18 protein-coding genes are annotated in these 17,958 nt (G+C 71.6%); 14 read left to right on the top strand and 4 right to left on the bottom strand.

Translation table 11 applies throughout. The features are described from left to right. Positions 1-3: 3 nt before the first annotated feature. The 8 genes from FHX44_RS09600 to FHX44_RS42710 all read left to right on the top strand — a co-directional run bounded on the left by FHX44_RS09600 (position 4) and on the right by FHX44_RS42710 (position 8,155). Positions 4-1,791 carry an IlvD/Edd family dehydratase gene (locus FHX44_RS09600; RefSeq protein WP_281287883.1) on the top strand — a complete coding sequence of 596 codons (1,788 nt, stop codon included), beginning with the start codon at positions 4-6 and terminating at the stop codon, positions 1,789-1,791. A gap of 159 nt (positions 1,792-1,950) precedes the next feature. Then, entirely contained in the window at positions 1,951-2,763 is an 813-nt protein-coding gene (locus FHX44_RS09595; RefSeq protein ID WP_147255159.1) for a type IV toxin-antitoxin system AbiEi family antitoxin domain-containing protein, read from the top strand. Between the two features lie 128 nt (positions 2,764-2,891). Beyond that, the gene (locus FHX44_RS09590) at positions 2,892-4,643 is read left to right on the top strand and encodes an HlyD family efflux transporter periplasmic adaptor subunit (protein ID WP_147255158.1); all 1,752 of its coding nucleotides are present in this window, start codon (positions 2,892-2,894) and stop codon (positions 4,641-4,643) included. Next, the gene (locus tag FHX44_RS09585; protein ID WP_147255157.1) at positions 4,643-5,344 is read left to right on the top strand and encodes an ABC transporter ATP-binding protein; all 702 of its coding nucleotides are present in this window, start codon (positions 4,643-4,645) and stop codon (positions 5,342-5,344) included. The genes FHX44_RS09590 and FHX44_RS09585 overlap by 1 nt, the downstream gene beginning before the upstream one ends. Further along, complete coding sequence (locus tag FHX44_RS09580) at positions 5,341-6,657, top strand: ABC transporter permease (protein WP_147255156.1); 1,317 nt, start codon at positions 5,341-5,343, stop codon at positions 6,655-6,657. The genes FHX44_RS09585 and FHX44_RS09580 overlap by 4 nt, the downstream gene beginning before the upstream one ends. Before the next feature lie 5 nt (positions 6,658-6,662). Then, positions 6,663-6,887 (top strand): hypothetical protein, encoded by a 225-nt coding sequence (locus FHX44_RS09575; protein WP_212612399.1) that lies wholly within the window; start codon positions 6,663-6,665, stop codon positions 6,885-6,887. A 33-nt stretch (positions 6,888-6,920) separates the two neighbouring features. Further along, complete coding sequence (locus FHX44_RS09570; protein WP_147255154.1) at positions 6,921-7,397, top strand: nuclear transport factor 2 family protein; 477 nt, start codon at positions 6,921-6,923, stop codon at positions 7,395-7,397. Further along, positions 7,394-8,155, top strand: coding sequence for a MerR family transcriptional regulator (locus tag FHX44_RS42710; protein ID WP_147255153.1), 762 nt, complete (start codon positions 7,394-7,396; stop codon positions 8,153-8,155). Before FHX44_RS09570 ends, FHX44_RS42710 begins: the two co-directional genes overlap by 4 nt. Here the strand turns inward: FHX44_RS42710 and FHX44_RS09560 are convergent. Beyond that, positions 8,145-9,092: a 2-hydroxyacid dehydrogenase gene (locus FHX44_RS09560; protein ID WP_147255152.1), complete on the bottom strand. Its 948-nt coding sequence runs from the start codon at positions 9,090-9,092 to the stop codon at positions 8,145-8,147. The two genes, FHX44_RS42710 and FHX44_RS09560, sit on opposite strands and share 11 nt — an antisense overlap. Before the next feature lie 155 nt (positions 9,093-9,247). Between FHX44_RS09560 and FHX44_RS09555 the strand changes: the two genes are divergently transcribed. The 4 genes from FHX44_RS09555 (at position 9,248) to FHX44_RS09540 (ending at position 13,795) form a co-directional block, all read left to right on the top strand. Next, positions 9,248-10,261: a Bug family tripartite tricarboxylate transporter substrate binding protein gene (locus FHX44_RS09555; protein WP_147255151.1), complete on the top strand. Its 1,014-nt coding sequence runs from the start codon at positions 9,248-9,250 to the stop codon at positions 10,259-10,261. Between the two features lie 73 nt (positions 10,262-10,334). Next, entirely contained in the window at positions 10,335-10,829 is a 495-nt protein-coding gene (locus tag FHX44_RS09550; RefSeq protein ID WP_170308854.1) for a tripartite tricarboxylate transporter TctB family protein, read from the top strand. Continuing rightward, positions 10,829-12,334: a tripartite tricarboxylate transporter permease gene (locus FHX44_RS09545; protein WP_212612398.1), complete on the top strand. Its 1,506-nt coding sequence runs from the start codon at positions 10,829-10,831 to the stop codon at positions 12,332-12,334. The genes FHX44_RS09550 and FHX44_RS09545 overlap by 1 nt, the downstream gene beginning before the upstream one ends. Before the next feature lie 51 nt (positions 12,335-12,385). Next, positions 12,386-13,795 carry an Nramp family divalent metal transporter gene (locus FHX44_RS09540; protein WP_147255149.1) on the top strand — a complete coding sequence of 470 codons (1,410 nt, stop codon included), beginning with the start codon at positions 12,386-12,388 and terminating at the stop codon, positions 13,793-13,795. Here the strand turns inward: FHX44_RS09540 and FHX44_RS09535 are convergent. Beyond that, complete coding sequence (locus FHX44_RS09535) at positions 13,788-14,507, bottom strand: FadR/GntR family transcriptional regulator (protein WP_170308853.1); 720 nt, start codon at positions 14,505-14,507, stop codon at positions 13,788-13,790. The genes FHX44_RS09540 and FHX44_RS09535 overlap by 8 nt on opposite strands. 74 nt (positions 14,508-14,581) lie before the next feature. Here FHX44_RS09535 and FHX44_RS09530 point away from each other — a divergent pair, with 74 nt between their 5' ends. After that, on the top strand, positions 14,582-16,294 hold the full coding sequence (locus tag FHX44_RS09530) for a GAF domain-containing SpoIIE family protein phosphatase (protein WP_246170919.1): 1,713 nt from the start codon (positions 14,582-14,584) through the stop codon (positions 16,292-16,294). A 213-nt stretch (positions 16,295-16,507) separates the two neighbouring features. Continuing rightward, a complete protein-coding gene (locus FHX44_RS09525) occupies positions 16,508-17,020 on the top strand; it encodes a hypothetical protein (protein WP_212612397.1) in 513 nt (170 codons plus the stop codon). A gap of 55 nt (positions 17,021-17,075) precedes the next feature. Here the strand turns inward: FHX44_RS09525 and FHX44_RS09520 are convergent, their stop codons facing one another. Together FHX44_RS09520 and FHX44_RS09515 are read right to left on the bottom strand one after the other, a co-directional pair. After that, positions 17,076-17,369 carry a WhiB family transcriptional regulator gene (locus tag FHX44_RS09520; protein ID WP_142105004.1) on the bottom strand — a complete coding sequence of 98 codons (294 nt, stop codon included), beginning with the start codon at positions 17,367-17,369 and terminating at the stop codon, positions 17,076-17,078. 139 nt (positions 17,370-17,508) lie between these two features. Continuing rightward, entirely contained in the window at positions 17,509-17,922 is a 414-nt protein-coding gene (locus FHX44_RS09515) for an STAS domain-containing protein (protein ID WP_147255145.1), read from the bottom strand. Between the last annotated feature and the right edge of the window lie 36 nt (positions 17,923-17,958).

Raw genomic sequence — 17,958 nt, 5'->3', positions numbered from 1 at the left:
CACGTGACTCAGGAGAGGCGCCTGCGCAGCCAGGCGTGGTTCGACAACCCCGAGAACCCCGGCATGACCTCGCTCTACATCGAGCGGTACATGAACTGGGGCCTGACGCGCGAGGAGCTGCAGTCCGGCAAGCCGATCATCGGGATCGCGCAGACCGGCTCCGACCTCTCTCCGTGCAACCGCCACCACCTCGTGCTCGCCGACCGGGTGCGCGAGGGCATCCGCGAGATGGGCGCGATCGCGTTCGAGTTCCCGGTGCACCCGATCCAGGAGACCGGCAAGCGCCCCACCGCTGCGATCGACCGCAACCTGGCCTACCTCGGGCTGGTCGAGGTGCTGCACGGCTATCCGCTCGACGGCGTGGTGCTCACCACCGGCTGCGACAAGACCACCCCGGCCTGCCTGATGGCCGCGGCCACCGTCGACATCCCGGCGATCGTGCTGTCCGGCGGGCCGATGCTCAACGGCTGGTACAACGGCGAGCGCACCGGCTCCGGCACGATCGTGTGGAAGGCCCGCGAGATGCTGGCCGCCGAGGAGATCGACCAGGCCGAGTTCGTGGAGATGGTGGCCTCCTCGGCGCCGTCCCCGGGGCACTGCAACACGATGGGCACCGCGTCCACGATGAACGCGCTCGCCGAGTCGCTCGGGATGAGCCTTCCCGGCTCGTCGGCGATCCCGGCGCCGCACCGCGACCGCGCCCGCAACGCCTACCTCACCGGCCGCCGGATCGTCGAGATGGTGCACGAGGACCTCAAGCCGTCGGACGTGATGACGCGGGAGGCCTTCGAGAACACGATCATCGTCAACTCGGCGATCGGCGGCTCCACCAACGCGCCGATCCACATCACGGCCGTTGCCCGGCACGTGGGCGTCGAACTGCCGATGGACGACTGGCAGCGGCTGGGCTTCGACGTCCCGCTGATCGTGGACCTGCAGCCGGCCGGCAAGTACCTCGGCGAGGAGTTCTACCGGGCGGGCGGCGTGCCCGCGGTCGTCCACGAGCTGATGCAGCACGGACTCATCCGCGAAGGCACCCGCACGGTCAACGGCCGCACGATCGGCGAGAACTGCCGGGACTCGGTGGCCACCGACCGCGACGTGATCCGCACCTTCGACAACGCGCTGCAGGACGACGCGGGCTTCCTCGTGCTGAAGGGCAACCTCTTCGACTGTGCGATCATGAAGACGAGCGTGATCTCGCAGGAGTTCCGGGAGCGCTACCTGTCCGACCCGGAGCACCCGAACGTCCTGGAGGGCCGCGCGGTCGTCTTCGACGGCCCCGAGGACTACCACCACCGCATCGAGGACCCCGACCTCAAGATCGACGAGGACTGCCTGCTGTTCATGCGCGGCGCGGGCCCGCTCGGGTACCCCGGCGCCGCCGAGGTCGTGAACATGCAGCCGCCCGCCGAGCTGATCAAGCGGGGCGTGCACGCGCTGCCGTGCATCGGCGACGGACGCCAGTCCGGCACGTCCGGTTCCCCGTCGATCCTCAACGCCTCCCCCGAGGCGGCGGCCGGCGGCGGCCTCGCGATCCTGCAGACCGGCGACCGCGTGCGCATCGACCTCAACGCCGGCACCGCCGACATGCTCGTGCCCGAGGCGGAACTGGCCGAGCGCCGTCGCAGGCTGGAGGAGGCGGGCGGCTACCCGATGCCCGCGTCGCAGACCCCGTGGCAGGAGATCCAGCGCAGCATGGTGGACCAGCTCTCCGGAGGCATGGTCCTGAAGCCGGCGGTGGCGTACCAGCGCGTGGCGTCGAAGGGATTGCCACGCGACAACCACTGACCGAGTCCGAAGCGACGCCCGGCTCGCACACACCCGCGTGCTCCGACACACATCTCCGGGGTGTGTGCCAGAGCCGGACGGTATGTGCGAGCCCGGATCGGTCAGGCGAGATCCACGGATCCGGCCCGCCGAGAGCGGGTACCAGCGCATGCTCTCGTCGTGGACCTGCCCGAGATGGTTCAGCGGAAGGCCCTGCGGCTCGAGGGGTACGGCGACGACGAGGTGCGCCGCCTCCTGCGGGCAGGCCGGCTGACGCCGGTCCGGCGTGGCGCCTACGTGCTCGGCACCACGCCCGATAGCCGCGAGGCCCGCCACGCGTTGGCGGTACGCGCCGAGCTCGCGCACCTCGCCGATGGCGCGGTTGTCAGCCACGCCTCGGCCGCGGTGCTGCACGGCCTGCCCACCTGGGGCATCCGGCTCGATCGCGTACACGTCACGCGGGCGCGGCGCAGCGGGGGCCGCTGCGGCCGTCACGTGCACGTCCACACAGCTCCCTTGCGCCCCGAGGATGTGGGCGCTGTCGACGGGATCCCGGTCACGTCCGTCGCGCGTACTGTCACCGACCTCGCCCGCACGATCGCGTTCGAGCCTGCGGTCGCCGTGGCCGACGCGGCATTGCACGCGGTGCTCACCGAACCGGAACGCCTCGCCGCCCTGCAGGCCGCGCTGGTTGCGGCGCTTGCTCATTGTGCGGGCTGGCGCGGCAGTCCGGACGCCCGCCGCGTCCTCGCCTTCGCCGACGCCCGAAGCGGCAGTGTCGGAGACTCGCGCAGCCGGGCGGGGATGGGATGCACTCTCCGACTTCGGCCCGATCGCCGCCCGGCTGTCGACCTACCTGCGAGCCTGACTCGTCGCACAGACCTCCCCGCCCTGGCACACACTGCCGGACGTGTGTGTCAGGTGCGGTCGGTGTGTGCGGGTTCCCGCCGGCGAGCGCGGGCGACCGGCCTCTGTGCGCGCACACAGTTCTGAATGACCCCCGTCATCCACTCCCATTTCTCCCCGCTATCGTCGCATTGTCTAAATGTGTGCGGAGGGGCTTTTCATAGCGTTTTCACAGCTCTCTCCAAGCGCATTCCAATATTGCGTGAAAGGGAATCATGGCGAGAGCGGGTGACCGGAGACTCGCGGCGGCGTTGGCGTGGGCGCGCGCGCGATGGCTGAACCTCGGGCTGCTCCTGCTGCTGGTCGTGGCGATCGTGGCCACGGTCCTGGTGATCACGAACCCCGGCGGCCAACAGCCGGTCGCGCGCACGGCGACGGTCAGTCGCGGCGACGTGACGGCGACCGTCACCGGGAGCGGCAACGCGGAGTCGTCGCTGCGCACGCCGGTCAGCTTCGAGGGGTCGGGCACCGTCACCTCCGTGGCGGTCGAGCCGGGTGACACCGTCACGCTCGGCCAGACGCTGGCCACGATCGACGACGCCGACGCCCATGCGCAGCTGCGCACCGCAGAGGCGCAGCTCGCGGGCGCGCGGGCCGCCCTCGACCAGGCGCGGGCCGGCGCGACCGACGTGCAGGCGCAGCAGGACCAGCTGGCGATCACCCAGGCCGAGCAGGCGCTCGCCAACGCACGTGCCGCGGTCACGGCCGCGGAGAAGCAGCTCGAGCTCGACCGGGTGGCGACGCAGACGGCGATCGAGAACGCGAAGACCCAGCTGGCGAACGACGACGAGGCCACCGCCACGGCGATCGAGAACGCCGAGGAGAAGCTCGAGGCCGACACCAAGACCCAGAAGACCCTCGTCGAGCAGGCCGAGGCGGAAGAGCAGGCGGCCTGCGGCGGCGGGAGCTCGATCACGGAGACGGACGAGGACTCCACCAGCTGCACGCAGGCGAAGCTCGCCACGAAGAACGCGAAGAACACCCGTGACTCGGTCCTGCTGGCCGACAAGCAGGCGACCACGACGGCGAAGCAGACCCGGGAGGCGACCCTCGACCAGGGCAGGCAGGCCGTCACGGAGGCGGAGCAGGCCAGGGCGGACACCCTGCTGAAGGGCGGGACGACGATCGACACCAACAAGCAGGCGGTGACGAAGGCGGAGGGCGACGTCACGGCGGCGAAGCTCACCGCGGAGGAGAACGAGCACCCGCAGTCGCCGGAGGAGATCGCCCAGGCACAGGCCACGGTGGACAACGCGCAGGTCGAGGTCGACACGGCCCGCCGCGCCGTGGACGAGACCGCGCTGAAGGCGCCGCAGGGCGGGCTCGTGCTCGCCGTGAACGGCGAGGTGGGCGAGTTCACGAACGGGCAGGGCTCGGGCGACTCCGGGTCGGACGGCGAGGGGGACAGCGGCGGGGACGGCGACTCGGCGGCGTCGGACGCCGCGACGTCGGCGGGCGACGGCTTCGTCGTCATCGCCAACGTCAGCGAGCTCGCCGTGACCGCGGACATCCCCGAGGCCGACGCGGCGAAGCTCGAGCTCGGCCAGCAGGCGACGATCTCGTTCCCGGCGACGGGGACCACCGCCAACGGCACGGTCACCCGGAAGGACCCGCAGAGCACCGTGTCGAACGACGTCGTGCTCTACCCGGTCACGATCTCGCTGACGACGGCTCCGCTCGGTGTCGGCGTCGGGGCAACCGCCAACCTGTCGATCACGACGGGCACCGCAACCGCAGTGCTGAAGGCGCCGACGCAGGCGATCACGACGACCGGCAACCGGAGCACGGTGACGGTGCGCCGGGGCGGCGCCGACACGGTCGTCCCCGTCCGGATCGGGGTGTCCGGGCCGGCCGAGACCGAGATCATCAGCGGTGTATCGGAGGGCGACGTGCTGGTGCTGCCGACGCCGAACGTCGCGACCGGCGGTTCCGGCGCGGGCTTCCCACGGCAGGGCGGTGGCGGGTGATGCGGCCGGTCATCGAGCTGCGCGACGTCGCGAAGATCTACGGCAGCGGCGACACGGTGGTACGGGCGGTCGACGGGGTCGACCTCGTCGTCGGGCGCGGCGACTACGTCGCGGTGATGGGGGCGTCGGGTTCCGGGAAGTCGACGCTGATGAACATCATCGGCTGCCTGGACCTCCCGTCCCGGGGCCGCTACGCCCTCGACGGCGTCGACACCCGGCGGCTCGACGAACGCCAGCAGGCCCTGATCCGCAACCGGAAGATCGGGTTCGTCTTCCAGTCGTTCAACCTGATCCCGCGCACCACGGCCTTGCGCAACGTCGAGCTGCCGATGGCCTACGCCCGCGTCCGCAAGGCGGAGCGGCGCAGCCGGGCGTTGCGGGCGCTGGAGCAGGTGGGGCTCGGCGACCGGGTCCACCACCGCCCGTCGGAGCTGTCCGGCGGGCAGCAGCAGCGGGTGGCCATCGCCCGGGCGATCGCGACCGATCCCGTCCTCCTGCTGGCCGACGAGCCGACCGGCGCCCTCGACAGCCGCAGCACCGACGAGGTGCTGGCGCTCTTCGACGACCTCAACTCCGACGGCCGGACCCTCGTGGTGATCACCCACGAGGAGCAGGTGGCGCGGCGTGCGAAGCGCGTGCTCCACATGCGCGACGGCCGGATCGTCTCGGATGAACGCGTGGTCCCGGCGGTGGCGTCGTGAACCTCGGGCAGAGCCTGCAGTTCGCCGTCGCCGGGGTGCTGGCGAACAAGATGCGCTCGGTGCTGACGATGTCGGGGATCGTCATCGGCGTCGCCGCGGTGATCATCCTCGTCGCCGCGGGTACTGGCGCGAGCGCCGCCACCACGGCGTCGATCAGCGCGCTGGGCAGCAACACGCTGACGATCACGCCCGAGACCGGCCAGGGCTCCGGTGGCCGCGGCGGCGGTGTCCGCATCGGCGGTGGCTTCCTCGGAGGTGGCGGGCCCCGCCCCGTCGGGCCGCCGGGCGCCGCGGCCCAGCCCTCCGAGGACGACCGCGGCACCGAGATCCGCGCGGTCCAGCTGACCCTGGAGGACGCCGAGGCGCTCGTGGACCCGGCGTTGGCCCCGACCGTCGCGTCGGTGGCGCCGGTGGTCACCGCGAGCTCGGTGACGGCCACCTACCAGGGCGCGTCGCACGAGGTCGCCACGCTGACCGGGACGACTCCGAGCTATCTCGCCAACCACGACGACACGGTGCAGGAGGGCGAGGCGATCACCGACTCCGACTACCTCGCGCGCAGCCGGGTGGCGCTCGTCGGGGCCACGGTCGCCATCGCGCTGGCCGGCGGCGACGGGCGCGCGATCGTCGGGCAGCCGATCCAGCTGAACGGCGTGGCGTTCCAGGTGGTCGGCCTGCTGACCGCCAAGGGCAGCAGCGGGCCGCAGGACCAGGACGACCGCGTGCTCGCACCGATGACCGCGGTGCAGGACACCCTCACGGGCTACGGGCCGCTCTCCAGCATCTCGGTGAAGGCCACATCGGCGGAGGGTGTCCCGACGGCCACGGCGGAGGTCACCGCCATCCTGACCGCGCGCCACGGCACGAAGGTCCCGGACTTCTCGATCTCCAGCCCGACGTCCATCCTGGAGGCGGTGTCCGAGGTCAACGCGACCTTCACGTTGCTGCTCGGAGCCGTGGCCGGCATCTCGCTCCTGGTGGGCGGGATCGGCGTCATGAACATCATGCTCGTTACCGTCACGGAACGGACGCGCGAGATCGGCATCCGGAAAGCCGTGGGCGCGCAGAAGTCCGACATCGTCGGGCAGTTCCTGCTCGAGGCCACGATGCTCTCCGTCGCGGGCGGCCTGCTCGGGATCGGCATCGGCGTCGTGGTCGGCTCGCTGTCGATCGGCGGGTTCCAGCTCATCGTCGCGCCGTTCTCCGTGCTGCTCGCCTTCGTCGTGTCCGTGGCGATCGGACTGTTCTTCGGCATCCATCCCGCGAACAAGGCGGCGAACCTGCGTCCGATCCACGCCCTCAGATACGAGTGATGCCGATGGAATCTCATGACGACCTGCTGGATCTGGAGTGGGAGCGGCCGAAGCGGACCAGCAGGCTCACGGTCGCGCTGGTCGCCGCCCTGATCTTCGTGCTGGGGTTCGCCGGTGGCGTGCTGACCGAGCGGGCACTCACCCCGGACGCGCCCACGATGGTCACCGGAGGGCAGGGCGGGGCACCGCCCGCAGGGGGCGTCCGCCGCGCCGGGCCGTCGGGCCCTTGACCCTCACCCGGCTTCACGGTCGAGCCTCGGGTCATGCCGACCTCAGCAACCTCCGTGGCGGACCGATTCGCGTCCGCGTTCAACGCCGGCGACGTCGACGGGGTGCTCGCCTGCTTCGCCCCGGACGCCACCTACCGGGACCTGTTCTACGGAACGTTCTCCGGTCACGACCCGATCCGCTCGCTGTTCGAGCGGATGTACGCCGAGGGCGACCGCCACGAGTGGACCATGACCCGCGTCGTGGCGGACCCGGACTGCACCATCGGCGAGTGGACCTTCGCCTTCACCGTCAGCGCGGCGGTGCCGCCGAGTGCCGGGCGCACGCTCACCTTCAGCGGGGTGTCGGTGTTCGAGACCGCGGACGGGACGTGCCACGCCTACCGCGAGCACTTCGACCGGGGCGCCGCGCTCCTCGCACTCGGCATCCGGCCGGCGGCGGTCGCAGCGATCGTCGCTCGCCGTCCGACGGTCGACGTGACGATGCCGATATCCACCATGCTGCAGGCATGAACGAGCTGATGATCGGCGAGTTCGCGCGCCGGTGCCGGCTGCCGGTCTCGACGCTGCGGTACTACGACCGGATCCGGCTGCTCGTTCCGGCGGTCGTCGACCCGGGCAGCGGCTACCGGCGCTACACGATCGATCAGCTACCGGTCGCCGTCCTGATCTCGCGGCTCCGGTCGCTCGGCGTCACGCCGGACCGGATCGGCCGCGTCCTCGCGGGCGGACCCGCCGCGTCGGCCGTGCTCGCAGGCGAGCGCAGGCGCGTCGCGGCCGAGATCGAGCTCCGCAGGGAGCGGTTGCGCGGCCTCGACGAGCTCCTCTCCGAGAGCCCGCCCGCCGACCACGAGGTGGACGTCGTCGGCCTCGCCGACCGCGAGGTGGTCGCGCTGCCCTTCCTGCTCCCGCTCGACGAGCTCGAAGCCGGTGTGACCCGCAGGATCGCGAGCCTTCGCTCGGTGCTGCGCCGGGCCGGCCACGAGCGCTCGGGTCCGTGGGGTGCGACGTTCCCGCTCGACCTGTCCGACGAGGTCAGCGGGTTCGTGTTCGCTCCGATCGCCGGCGAGCCGCGCGACGACCTCGACACGGCATGGCTGCCGACCGGTCGCGCCGTGGCGGCCGTGCACCGCGGAAACCCCGCGGGCTTGCCGATGGCCTACCGTGCCGCCTTCGCCGTGGTCGACGACCTCGGCGTCGCCGCGGCCGGTCCCGTGATCGAGGAGTACTCGCCGGGATCGATCCGGGTGCTCGTCCCGCTCAGCCGTTGACCGGGGTGAGGGCGCGGCCGTCGGTGAACCAGGAGGTCAGGTTGTCGACCACCAGCCTGCCCATGGCCCGGCGGGTGGGCTTGCTCGCCGACCCGACGTGGGGGAGCAGCACGGCGTTGTCGAGGTCGATCAGCTCCCGTGGGACGTTCGGCTCGTCCTCGTAGACGTCGAGGCCCGCCGCGCGGATCGTGCGCGTCTTCAACGCCCCGATGAGCGCGGCCTCGTCCACCACCGTGCCGCGCCCGATGTTGACGAGCACGCCGTCCGGGCCGAGCGCCTCGAGCACCTCGGCGTCGACCAGGTGGCGGGTGGCGGCGCTGCCCGGCACGACGACCAGCAGCGTGTCCACGTCGCGCGCCATCTCCAGCAGCGACGGGTAGTAGCGGTACGGGACGTCCTTCTCGCTGCGGTTGTGGTAGCCCACCGTCATCCGGAAGGTCTCGGCGCGCTTCGCGATCGCCTCACCGATCCGGCCCAGCCCGAGGATCCCGAGCTTGCGGCCCGTCATCGTCAGATCCGTGAGCGGGTAGTGCCCCTCGGCCGCCCACCGCCCGGCGCGCAGGTACCGCTCGGCCTGCCCCAGCTCGCGCACGGTCATCAGCAGCAGCGCGAGCGCGGTGTCGGCGACCTCGTCGTCCAGCACGCCGGGGGTGTTGGTGACGACCACGCCGCGCTCGGTGGCCGCATCGACGTCCACGCTGTCGTACCCGACGCCGAAGTTGGCGACGATCTGCAGGTTCGGCAGCTTGTCGAGCAGGGCGGCGTCGACCGGGTGGTGGCCGCCGGTGGCGAGGCCACGCACGTCGGCGCCGCGCTCGGCGAGCAGCGCGTCCGGGTCGGTGGCCTCCCACAGCCGGACGAGCTCGAAGCGTTCGGCGCAGCCGTCGACGACGACATCGTGCATGCGGGCGGGCATCAGGACGGTCGGACGGGTCATGACCGCAACTCTCCTAAACGCTGCCGGTGGGAGCAGCACCGGCCCGGACTATCCGGATCGCGAATACTGCTAGCCGCAGATGGTGATTGACCCGGTCTGCGGCGGATGTCCATCATGCGGGCACGCACCGTCACCGTGGACTGGAGCTGTCACCCATGCCGTTGACCCGTCGCCTCCGCCTCGCCGTCCTGCCGGTTGCGCTGAGTCTGGTGCTGGCAGCCTGTGGGGGTGGGGCGAGCTCGAACGCACCCGCGTCGCCGTGCGACACCGCTCCCGACTTCCCGCGCAGGCCGATCGAGATGATCGTGCCGTGGGCAGCGGGCGGTGGCACCGACAGCGTCGCCCGGTTCATCGGCACCCAGCTGGCCGAGCGGCTCGGCACGCAGGTCAACGTCGTCAACCGGACGGGCGGCGGCGGGGTCGTGGGCCACAGCGCCATCGCCACCGCGCGGCCCGACGGCACGACGATCGGGATGGCCACGGTCGAGATCACGATGATGCACTGGCAGGGGCTGACGGAGCTCACCTACGAGCAGCTCACCCCGATCGGGCTGGTCAACTCCGACCCGGCGGGCGTCACCGTGCGCAGCGACGCGCCATGGGCCGATGTGAAGCAGCTGCTCGCCGAGGCCGGCGCCCAGCCGGGGGCGACCACGGCGTCCGGCACCGGGCGGGGCGGGATCTGGGACCTCGCGCGGGCCGGGATGCTGCTGGAGGCGGGGCTGCCCGCCGACGCGATCCGCTGGGTGCCCAGCGAGGGCGCGGCGCCTGCGCTGCAGGAGCTGGTGGCAGGCGGCGTCCACGTCTCCACGGCGAGCCTCGTGGAGAACCAGACGATGATCCAGGCCGGGCGGGCCAAGGCCCTCGCCGTGATGGCCGAGGAGCGCCTGCCGAACTTCCCGGACGTGCCCACGCTGCGCGAGCAGGGCCTCGACTTCACGATGGCGGCCTGGCGGGGCATCACCGGGCCGGCCGACCTGCCCGAGGACGTGGTCGGCGAGCTGAGCTGCCACCTCGACGCCATCGTGCACAGCCCCGCCTACGAGGAGTTCATGGGCACGGCGGGCTTCGGCATCGTCTGGCGCAACGCGCAGGAGTTCGGCGCGTACCTCGCGGAGCAGGACGCCGAGAAGGGCGAGATCATGCGCGCCGCCGGGCTGGCGGCGTGACCGAGCTCGCGAGGTCACCATCCAACACAGCACGGCCCGTCGCGGCGCCGACGAGCGCCAGCGAGGAGGTCCCGTGACGGTCGAACCCACGTCCGCGCCGACCACCGGCGTCCCCTGGCGCCACGACCTCGTCGGCGGGTTGCTGGCCGCCGCCCTCGGCGCCGCTGTCGTGTTGCACGTCCGCACGTTCCCCGAGCTCCCGGACGGCCAGCCCGGCCCCGCGCTCTTCCCGGGCATCGTCGGTTCGCTCCTCGTGCTCTTCGGGCTGGTGCTCGTGGTGCGGGGGGCGCTGGACAGGAACCGGGTCTCGGCCGACCCGGACGCCGGGGTCACGGTGCAGGGCCGGTTGCGTGCGCTCGCCGTGCTCGGCCTCGTCGTCGGCTATCTGCTGCTGGCCGAGACGCTCGGGTTCGCCCTGACGATGGGCGTGCTGCTGTTCCTGCTGATGTGGCTGCTCGGGGTCCGCCCGCTGGTCGCGGTGCTCGCCGCGGCGGCCACCACCGGGTTCATCCTGCTGGTGTTCGGGGAGCTGCTGCTCGTCCCGCTGCCGCAAGGGTTTCTGGGGTAGTGACCGACCTCGCGACGGCGCTGGGGATGCTCGCCGACCCCACCCTCATCATCGTGGTGCTCGCCTCGGCGGTGTACGGCCTGTTCATCGGGGCCATCCCGGGGCTCTCGGCGACCCTCGCCACGGCACTGCTGGTGCCGTTCGTGTTCTTCCTCGACCCGCTGCCGGCCATGGCGGCGGTCATCACGATGTCGGCGATGGCGATCTTCGCAGGCGACCTGCCCTCGGCGTTGGTGCGCATGCCGGGCACGCCGGCGAGCGCGGCCTACACCGAGGACGCCTACCTGCAGACCCGGGCAGGCCACGGTGCGAGGGCGCTCGGCGTGGCGCTGCTCGGGTCGGTGATCGGTGGGATCGTCGGCGCGGTCGTGCTGATGGTCGCAGCCCCGTTGCTCGCCGAGTTCGCGCTGCAGTTCACCTCGTACGAGTACTTCTGGGTGGCGGTGCTCGGCCTCACCGCCTCGGTGGTCATCTCCGAGGGCTCCCAGGTGAAGGGGGCGATCTCGCTGCTCATCGGGCTGCTCCTGGCCACGGTCGGGATCGACATCGCCCTGGGCTACGCGCGGTTCACGTTCGGCAGCACCGACCTGCTGCAGGGGATCAGCTTCATCCCCGCAATGATCGGACTTTTCGGGCTGTCGGAGGTGCTGCGTGGCGTGCTGCGCCCGGGTGGCCCGGTGCACGTCGCGCGGTTGCGCACGCAGGGGATGTTCCGCGAGACCCTGCACACGCTCCGCCGGTACTGGCGCGGCGTGGTCAGCGGGAACGCCATCGGAAGCGTGATCGGGGCGCTGCCCGGCGCGGGCGGTGACATCGCCGCCTGGGTCTCCTACGCCGCCACGAAGAACGCCTCCAAAGAGGGGCACCTCTTCGGCAAGGGGGAGGGCCACGTCGAGCCGATCGTCTCCGCGGGTTCGGCGAACAACGCCGCGCTCGCGTCGGCGTACGTCCCGACGCTCGTGTTCGGCATCCCCGGCGACACGATCACCGCGATCCTGCTCGGCGTGCTGCTGGTGAAGGGGGTCCAGCCCGGTCCAGAGCTCTTCAACACCGACGCACCGCTGCTCTACGGCATATACCTGATCTTCATCCTGGCGAACCTGCTGCTGATCCCGCTCGGGTACCTGGCGATCAAGGGCAGCTCGTGGCTCCTGCGGGTGCCGACGTCGGTGCTGATGCCCGTGATCGTGGCGTTCTGCGTCGTCGGCTCGTTCTCGATCAACAACGGCTACCTCGAGATCGTGATCATGCTCGTGCTCGGGGTGCTCGGCTACCTGCTGGAGCGTTCCGGCTTCCCGCTGGCGCCGGTGGTGCTCGGGCTCGTGCTCGGGCCGATCGTCGAGAAGAACTTCATGCAAAGTGTGATCAAGACCAACTGGGACCTCAGCCAGTTCCTGACGCGGCCGATCAGCGCGGTGCTGGTGGCCCTGACCGTGCTCGTGCTGGTCTATCCGCTGCTGCGCGGGCTCGTTCGGCGCAGGTCCGCGGTTGACGCTTCCGGGTGATGGGTACCACGATCCCCCAGACATCTGATGAGTGAGCTTGAGAGGACGAGGATGTCCGAGAGCACCGAGAAGCCAACGGGGATCGAGACCACCGACCCGTACACGCTCACCGCGGACGGGATCAAGGAGCCGCCGGTCGGCTGGCGGGCGAGCATGCGGTACTTCGGCCCCGGCCTGATCCTCAGCGCCTCGATCGTGGGGTCCGGTGAGCTGATCGCCACCACCGCACTCGGCGCCCAGGCCGGGTTCGTGCTGCTCTGGCTGGTGATCGTCAGCACGCTGGTGAAGGTGGCGGTCCAGATCGAGCTGGCGCGGTGGACGATCGCCACGGGCCAGCCCGCGCTCACCGGCTATGCCAAGGTCCCCCCGAAGATCTTCGGGATCGGCTGGGTGAACCTGCTGTGGGCGGTGCTGGCCCTGTCCAAGCTGTTGCAGCTCGGCGGGATCATCGGTGGCACGGCCGTCGCGTTCAGCATCCTGCTGCCGATCGGCGGCGACCCGCTCGCATTCATCTCCCTGCTGTTCTGGACCACGGTCCTCGCCATCGCCAGCATCGCGCTGCTCTACTCCAACCGCTACTCGCTGATCGAGCGCGGCGCGGCGCTGCTCGTCGTGACGTTCACGGCCATCACGGTGCTCATCGCGCTCGGCCTGCCGGCCACCCCGTTCGCCTACGGGCTCGACGACCTCGGCAGTGGTCTCGCGTTCCTGATCCCGGCCGGGGCGCTCGGCGCGGCCCTGGCGATGTTCGGCATCACCGGCGTCGGCGCGGACGAGATCACCTTCTACACGTACTGGTGCGTGGAGAAGGGCTACGCGCGCTGGGTCGGCCCGAACGACGGCAGCGAGGCGTGGGTCCGGCGGGCGAACGGCTGGATCCGGGTGATGTACAAGGACGCGATGGTGTCCTGGGTGATCTACACCTTCGGGACGATCGCGTTCTACCTGATGGGCGCGGCCGTGCTGCACCCGCAGGGCCTCGCCCCCCAGGGCAACACGATGATCACCACGCTGTCCCGGATGTACACCGACACCCTCGGTGAGTGGGCGAGCGTCGTCTTCCTGCTCGGCGCGATCGCGGTGCTCGGGTCGACGATGTGGGCGGCGATCCCCAGCTGGTCGCGCATGTACACGAACCTGCTGGCCACGTTCGGGGTGCTGGACTGGCAGGACCCGGTCGCCCGGCTCAAGTGGATCCGGATCTTCACCGTCGCGCTGCCACTGCTGTGGGGCGTGATCTACCTGACGATCCAGTCGCCGGTGATCATGGTGCAGATCGCCGGCGTGATGACGGGGATCTTCCTCATCGGCGTGGTGTGGGCCGTGTACTGGCTGCGCCGGAACGAGACCGACTCACGCCTGCACGGCGGGCGCGCGTTCGCGGTGTGCCTCGCCGTGAGCAGCGTGGCGATCGCCATGCTCGGGGTGTACTCGCTGCTCGACGTCGTCGGGATCATCTAGTGCCTGCGCCCGCCGGGTCGAGGTAGCGCTCGACGTCCTCCTCGGTCTGCTGCAGGTGGGCCTCCATCGCCGCCCGCGCCTGCACGGGGTCGCCCGCCTCGATCGCGCGCAGGATCGCGGCGTGGCGGTCGAGGGCGTGGCTGCGGAAGTCCGGCACCGCGGAGGTCTCCTCGCGCATCGCGCGCAGCACGGAGGTGAGCGGCTCGAACAGCGCGTCGAGGAAGACGTTGTCGGCCGCCTCGAAGAGCGCGGTGTGGAAGGCGAGGTCGGCGTCGGCGGTGGCGGCCACGTCGCCGCGGGCGTGCCCGTCGAGCATCTGCTGGTGCAGCGTCCGGAGCCGCTCCAGGTGGTGCTCCTGGCGGCGCACCGCGGCGAGTTCGACGATCGCGACCTCGACGGCCCTGCGGGCCTCCATCAGCCGCCGCGGCAGCAGCAGCGGGTCGCCGCCGGCGCGGCTGCGGGCCAGGAGCAGCCTGCCGTCGAGGGGGGACCACAGGCTGGTGGGGTTCACGAGGGTGGAGCGCCCCTGCTGCACGTCGAGCACGCGGGTGGGGACGAGCGAGCGGATCGCCTCGCGCACCGTGAGGCGGCTGACGCCGAACCGGGCGGCGAGCTCGGACTCGCTCGGCAACGGCCCGCCGACCGGGAACGTGCCGTCGACCACGAGGTCGAGCAGCTGTTCGGCCACGACGTCGGCTCGCCCGGGGCGCATCCACCCACCATAGAGGGGTGGCCGGGGCGTGAAGGGCGCGCCTCCCGTGACCATTCTCCTACTCTGGGTGCGTGATGGATCGCGGCGAACGGCAGCTGGAGGGCCTCGGCGAACGTGCCGTCATCGCCACCCACCGGTCGTTCACGATCACCGACCCGCGGCAGGTCGACAACCCGCTGGTGTGGGTCAACCCGTCGTTCACCGCGCTGACCGGCTACCCGGCGGAGGAGGTGGTCGGGCGTAACTGCCGGTTCCTGCAGGGCCGCAACACCGACCGCGTCGCTGTGTCGCGCGTCGCGGACGCGTTGCGGCAACACCGCCCGATCACCGAGGTGCTGCTGAACTACCGCCGGGACGGCACGGCGTTCTGGAACGAGATCGCGATCTCCCCGGTCTTCGACAGCACAGGTGATCTCGTCAACTTCGTCGGTGTGCAGGGCGACGTCACCGAGCGGGTCGTCGTCGAGCAGGAGCGGCGGGCCGCGCTGGCCGAGGCCGAGGAGGCCCGCGGGCAGCTGCGGATGCTCGCCGAGGCCACCACCCAGATGACCGCCGCGCTCGGCGTCGTGGACGCGTGCGAGCGACTGGCCCGCAGCCTCGTACCGGCGCTCGCCGACCTGTGTGCGGTGGACGTGCTCGACGTGCCCGGACGCGGGGTGCCGCGCCGGCTCGTCGTCGCCGCGCGGGACGCGGTGGACGAGGAACGGCTGCGCGACCTCGGGCGGCTGCGCAACTACCACGTGGGCGGCGGCAGCGACACCGGCCACGTCCTGGCGGGCGATCGTCCGGTGCTCGTGCCGGACCTGCCCGAGCGCGGCGCCGACCGCTACCCGGAGGACCCCGCCGCTGCGGGCGTCTACGACACGTTGCGCCTGCGGTCGGTGATGGTCGTGCCGGTGCGGGCCCGTGGCCGGGTGCTGGGCGCGCTCACGCTGCTCACCCAGCATCCCTACGGTCGTCGCTACGGCCCACGCGACCTGCACCTTGCCACGGACATCGCCGGCCGGGCCGGGCTCGCGATCGACAACGCCCGGCTGTACGAGGCCGACCACGCCGCCGCCGTCACGCTCCAGCGCAGCCTGTTGCCCGCGGTGTCGGACGTCGACGGAGTGCAGGTGGCCGCCCGGTACCTGGTCGGCGTCGACGGCAACCAGGTCGGCGGCGACTGGTACGACGTGCTCGACCTGCCCGACGGCGCGCTCGGCCTCGCCATCGGCGACGTCGCGGGTCACGATCTGCGCGCCGCCGCCGCGATGGGTCAGCTGCGCGGCGTGCTGCGGTCCTACGCGTGGGACGGAGGGCACCCCGGTTCCGTGCTCGACCGGTGCGATCAGCTGGTGCAGGGCCTGGAGATGGCGGCGATGGCCACGGCCGTCTACGCCCGTGTCGAACCGCCCGACCCGGACGGCGCGCGGATCCTCTGCTACGCCAACGCAGGCCATCCGGCTCCGTTGCTGGTCGAACCCGACGGCACGCTGGTGCGGCTGGACGAGCAGCGGTCCCCGATGATCGGAGCGATCCGCGGGCTCGGCAGGCGCGCCGGCCCCGGCCGGGCCGAGGCGGTGCGCCGCTGTCTGCCCGGCACGCTGCTCCTGCTCTACACCGACGGGCTCACAGACGTCGCGGGCGAGGACGCGGACGGGCGGACCTCGCTGCTGGAGCGGACGCTCGCACAGCTGCCGCTCGACGCCGCGGCGGACGACGTCGTGGAGCGGGTTCTCGAGGTGTGCAGCCCGCGGCGCCTGCGCGACGACGTCGCTCTGCTGGCCGTCCGCCTCGATCGCTGACACGGAGTCTGCGCAGGTGGGAGCGCCGAACGGCGTTCACCTGCCGTTCCACCGCCTACCCCGCCGTAAGGCGCCACTCACGGATCACGTACCGCCGCTCGCCGTACGGACCGTCGGTACGGCGGTGCCAGGGCCTCGCGTGGGAGTTGACTCTGCGTGGATCGTCTGTCCCCGGGGGCGGGGCGGCGACCGTTCGAGGGGGACACGTTGCAGATGGTTGCGGTTCCGGAGATGCCGGTCTCCGAGCCGGTGGCGGGGGTCGTCACCGGCGGCTCGGCCGTTCCCGCATCGCGGGCAGTAGCCGTCACCGTCAGCCCGATGGAGCTGTTGCGCCCCGAGTCGCATCTCGCCGAGCTCATCGCGGGTTTCCCGCAGGTCGAACTGCTCGTGGCGGTCGACGACAGCAGGCCCGACCCGGAGGACGACCTCGACGAGGTCGGTGAGGAGCTGCGGGCGAGCGCATCCCGGCTCGGGCTGTCCGGGCTCGCGTTGCACCGGCTCGGCCTGCCCAACCCGCTTCCCGCCACCGCGGAGAGCGATCTGGTGGCGGCGATGAGCGAGCTGGTGGGCTTCGACCCGGAGCCGGGCCTGTACTGCCTGGCCCCCGCTCCGGCGCCCGCAGACCCGGCCCGCAGCGTCGTCGAGCGCGCGGTGCAGCGGATCGCCCGGGTGTACGGGGTCCCGCTGCTGCGCTACCGGTGCCTGGAGCTGGCCGTCGTCACGTAGACCGAGCGGACACGAAGGGCGGGTCCGCTCGGACCCGCCCTTCTCGTTCGACCGCTCAACTGGCCATCGCGATGCCGCGCTGTTCGAGGATCACCCGTCGCTCGGCTTCCGCGAGACCGCCCCACACGCCGAACGGCTCCCTGGTCTGGAGCGCGAACTCACGGCATTGCTCGATCACCGGGCAGCGCCGGCACACTTCCTTGGCCTGCGCGGTGCGCCGCGCGCGTGAGGGGTTGCGCTCCCCGTCGGGGTGGAAGAAGACGCCGCTGTCCATGCCCCGGCATGCCCCTAGACGCTGCCACTGCCACGCGTGGTCCATGGGGCCGGGGAGCCGCGAAACGTCGCTCATCGTCACCTCTTGTCGTTCGTGCCCGACGTTCCGGGCGACCGAGGTGCTTCTTCCCAGGCCGATCGACGACCAAACACGTCAGAACGCGCACCACCCAGATGTGAGCCAGCTCACATCGGCCGCGATGTTTCTCCGCTGGTCAGGTGGCCGCGAGCGCGCGCTCCACGGTGTCGTGGATGTCGAAGAGGGGAATGAGGCCTGCGATCGTCAGCGGCCGGAGCACGCGACGGGCGGTGCAGGCCAGCCGCAGCTCGACGCCGGCGGTGTGGGCGGCCTCGCGCACCTCGATGAGCACCGCGAGGCCGCTGGTGCCCAGGAAGGTGACCCCGTCGAGGTCGAGTACGACGAGCTCCACCCCGGCGTCGGGCTCGAACTGGTCGAGCACTGCGAAGCGCAGCTGTGGGGAGGTGAGCATGTCGACCTCGCCGCCGACCTCGATGACGACCTGCCCGTCGGCCGGGCGGGTGGTCGACAGCGTGATTTGGTCGTCGGCATCGCCGCCTCGTCGAATCGACGAGGGGTCAGCCTGCAGGTTCTCGCGCGTCTCGGACATCGGTCGCAACCGTAAGGCTATGAGCCGTCCCGTGCC

The organism is Pseudonocardia hierapolitana (assembly GCF_007994075.1).
Taxonomy (GTDB): Bacteria; Actinomycetota; Actinomycetes; order Mycobacteriales; family Pseudonocardiaceae; genus Pseudonocardia; species Pseudonocardia hierapolitana.
The sequence above is the reverse complement of the archived record's forward strand: the minus strand, read 5'-3'. Positions and strand labels throughout refer to the sequence as shown.

Coding starts and splice junctions, on each gene's coding strand:
- FHX44_RS09515 (WP_147255145.1), bottom strand. CDS start 17,922: ATGTCCGAGACGCGCGAGAACCTGCAGGCTGACCCCTCGTCGATTCGA.
- FHX44_RS09535 (WP_170308853.1), bottom strand. CDS start 14,507: ATGCGCCCCGGGCGAGCCGACGTCGTGGCCGAACAGCTGCTCGACCTC.
- FHX44_RS09575 (WP_212612399.1), top strand. CDS start 6,663: ATGGAATCTCATGACGACCTGCTGGATCTGGAGTGGGAGCGGCCGAAG.
- FHX44_RS09530 (WP_246170919.1), top strand. CDS start 14,582: ATGGATCGCGGCGAACGGCAGCTGGAGGGCCTCGGCGAACGTGCCGTC.
- FHX44_RS42710 (WP_147255153.1), top strand. CDS start 7,394: ATGAACGAGCTGATGATCGGCGAGTTCGCGCGCCGGTGCCGGCTGCCG.
- FHX44_RS09555 (WP_147255151.1), top strand. CDS start 9,248: ATGCCGTTGACCCGTCGCCTCCGCCTCGCCGTCCTGCCGGTTGCGCTG.
- FHX44_RS09570 (WP_147255154.1), top strand. CDS start 6,921: ATGCCGACCTCAGCAACCTCCGTGGCGGACCGATTCGCGTCCGCGTTC.
- FHX44_RS09525 (WP_212612397.1), top strand. CDS start 16,508: ATGGTTGCGGTTCCGGAGATGCCGGTCTCCGAGCCGGTGGCGGGGGTC.
- FHX44_RS09520 (WP_142105004.1), bottom strand. CDS start 17,369: ATGAGCGACGTTTCGCGGCTCCCCGGCCCCATGGACCACGCGTGGCAG.
- FHX44_RS09585 (WP_147255157.1), top strand. CDS start 4,643: ATGCGGCCGGTCATCGAGCTGCGCGACGTCGCGAAGATCTACGGCAGC.
- FHX44_RS09560 (WP_147255152.1), bottom strand. CDS start 9,092: ATGACCCGTCCGACCGTCCTGATGCCCGCCCGCATGCACGATGTCGTC.
- FHX44_RS09540 (WP_147255149.1), top strand. CDS start 12,386: ATGTCCGAGAGCACCGAGAAGCCAACGGGGATCGAGACCACCGACCCG.
- FHX44_RS09590 (WP_147255158.1), top strand. CDS start 2,892: ATGGCGAGAGCGGGTGACCGGAGACTCGCGGCGGCGTTGGCGTGGGCG.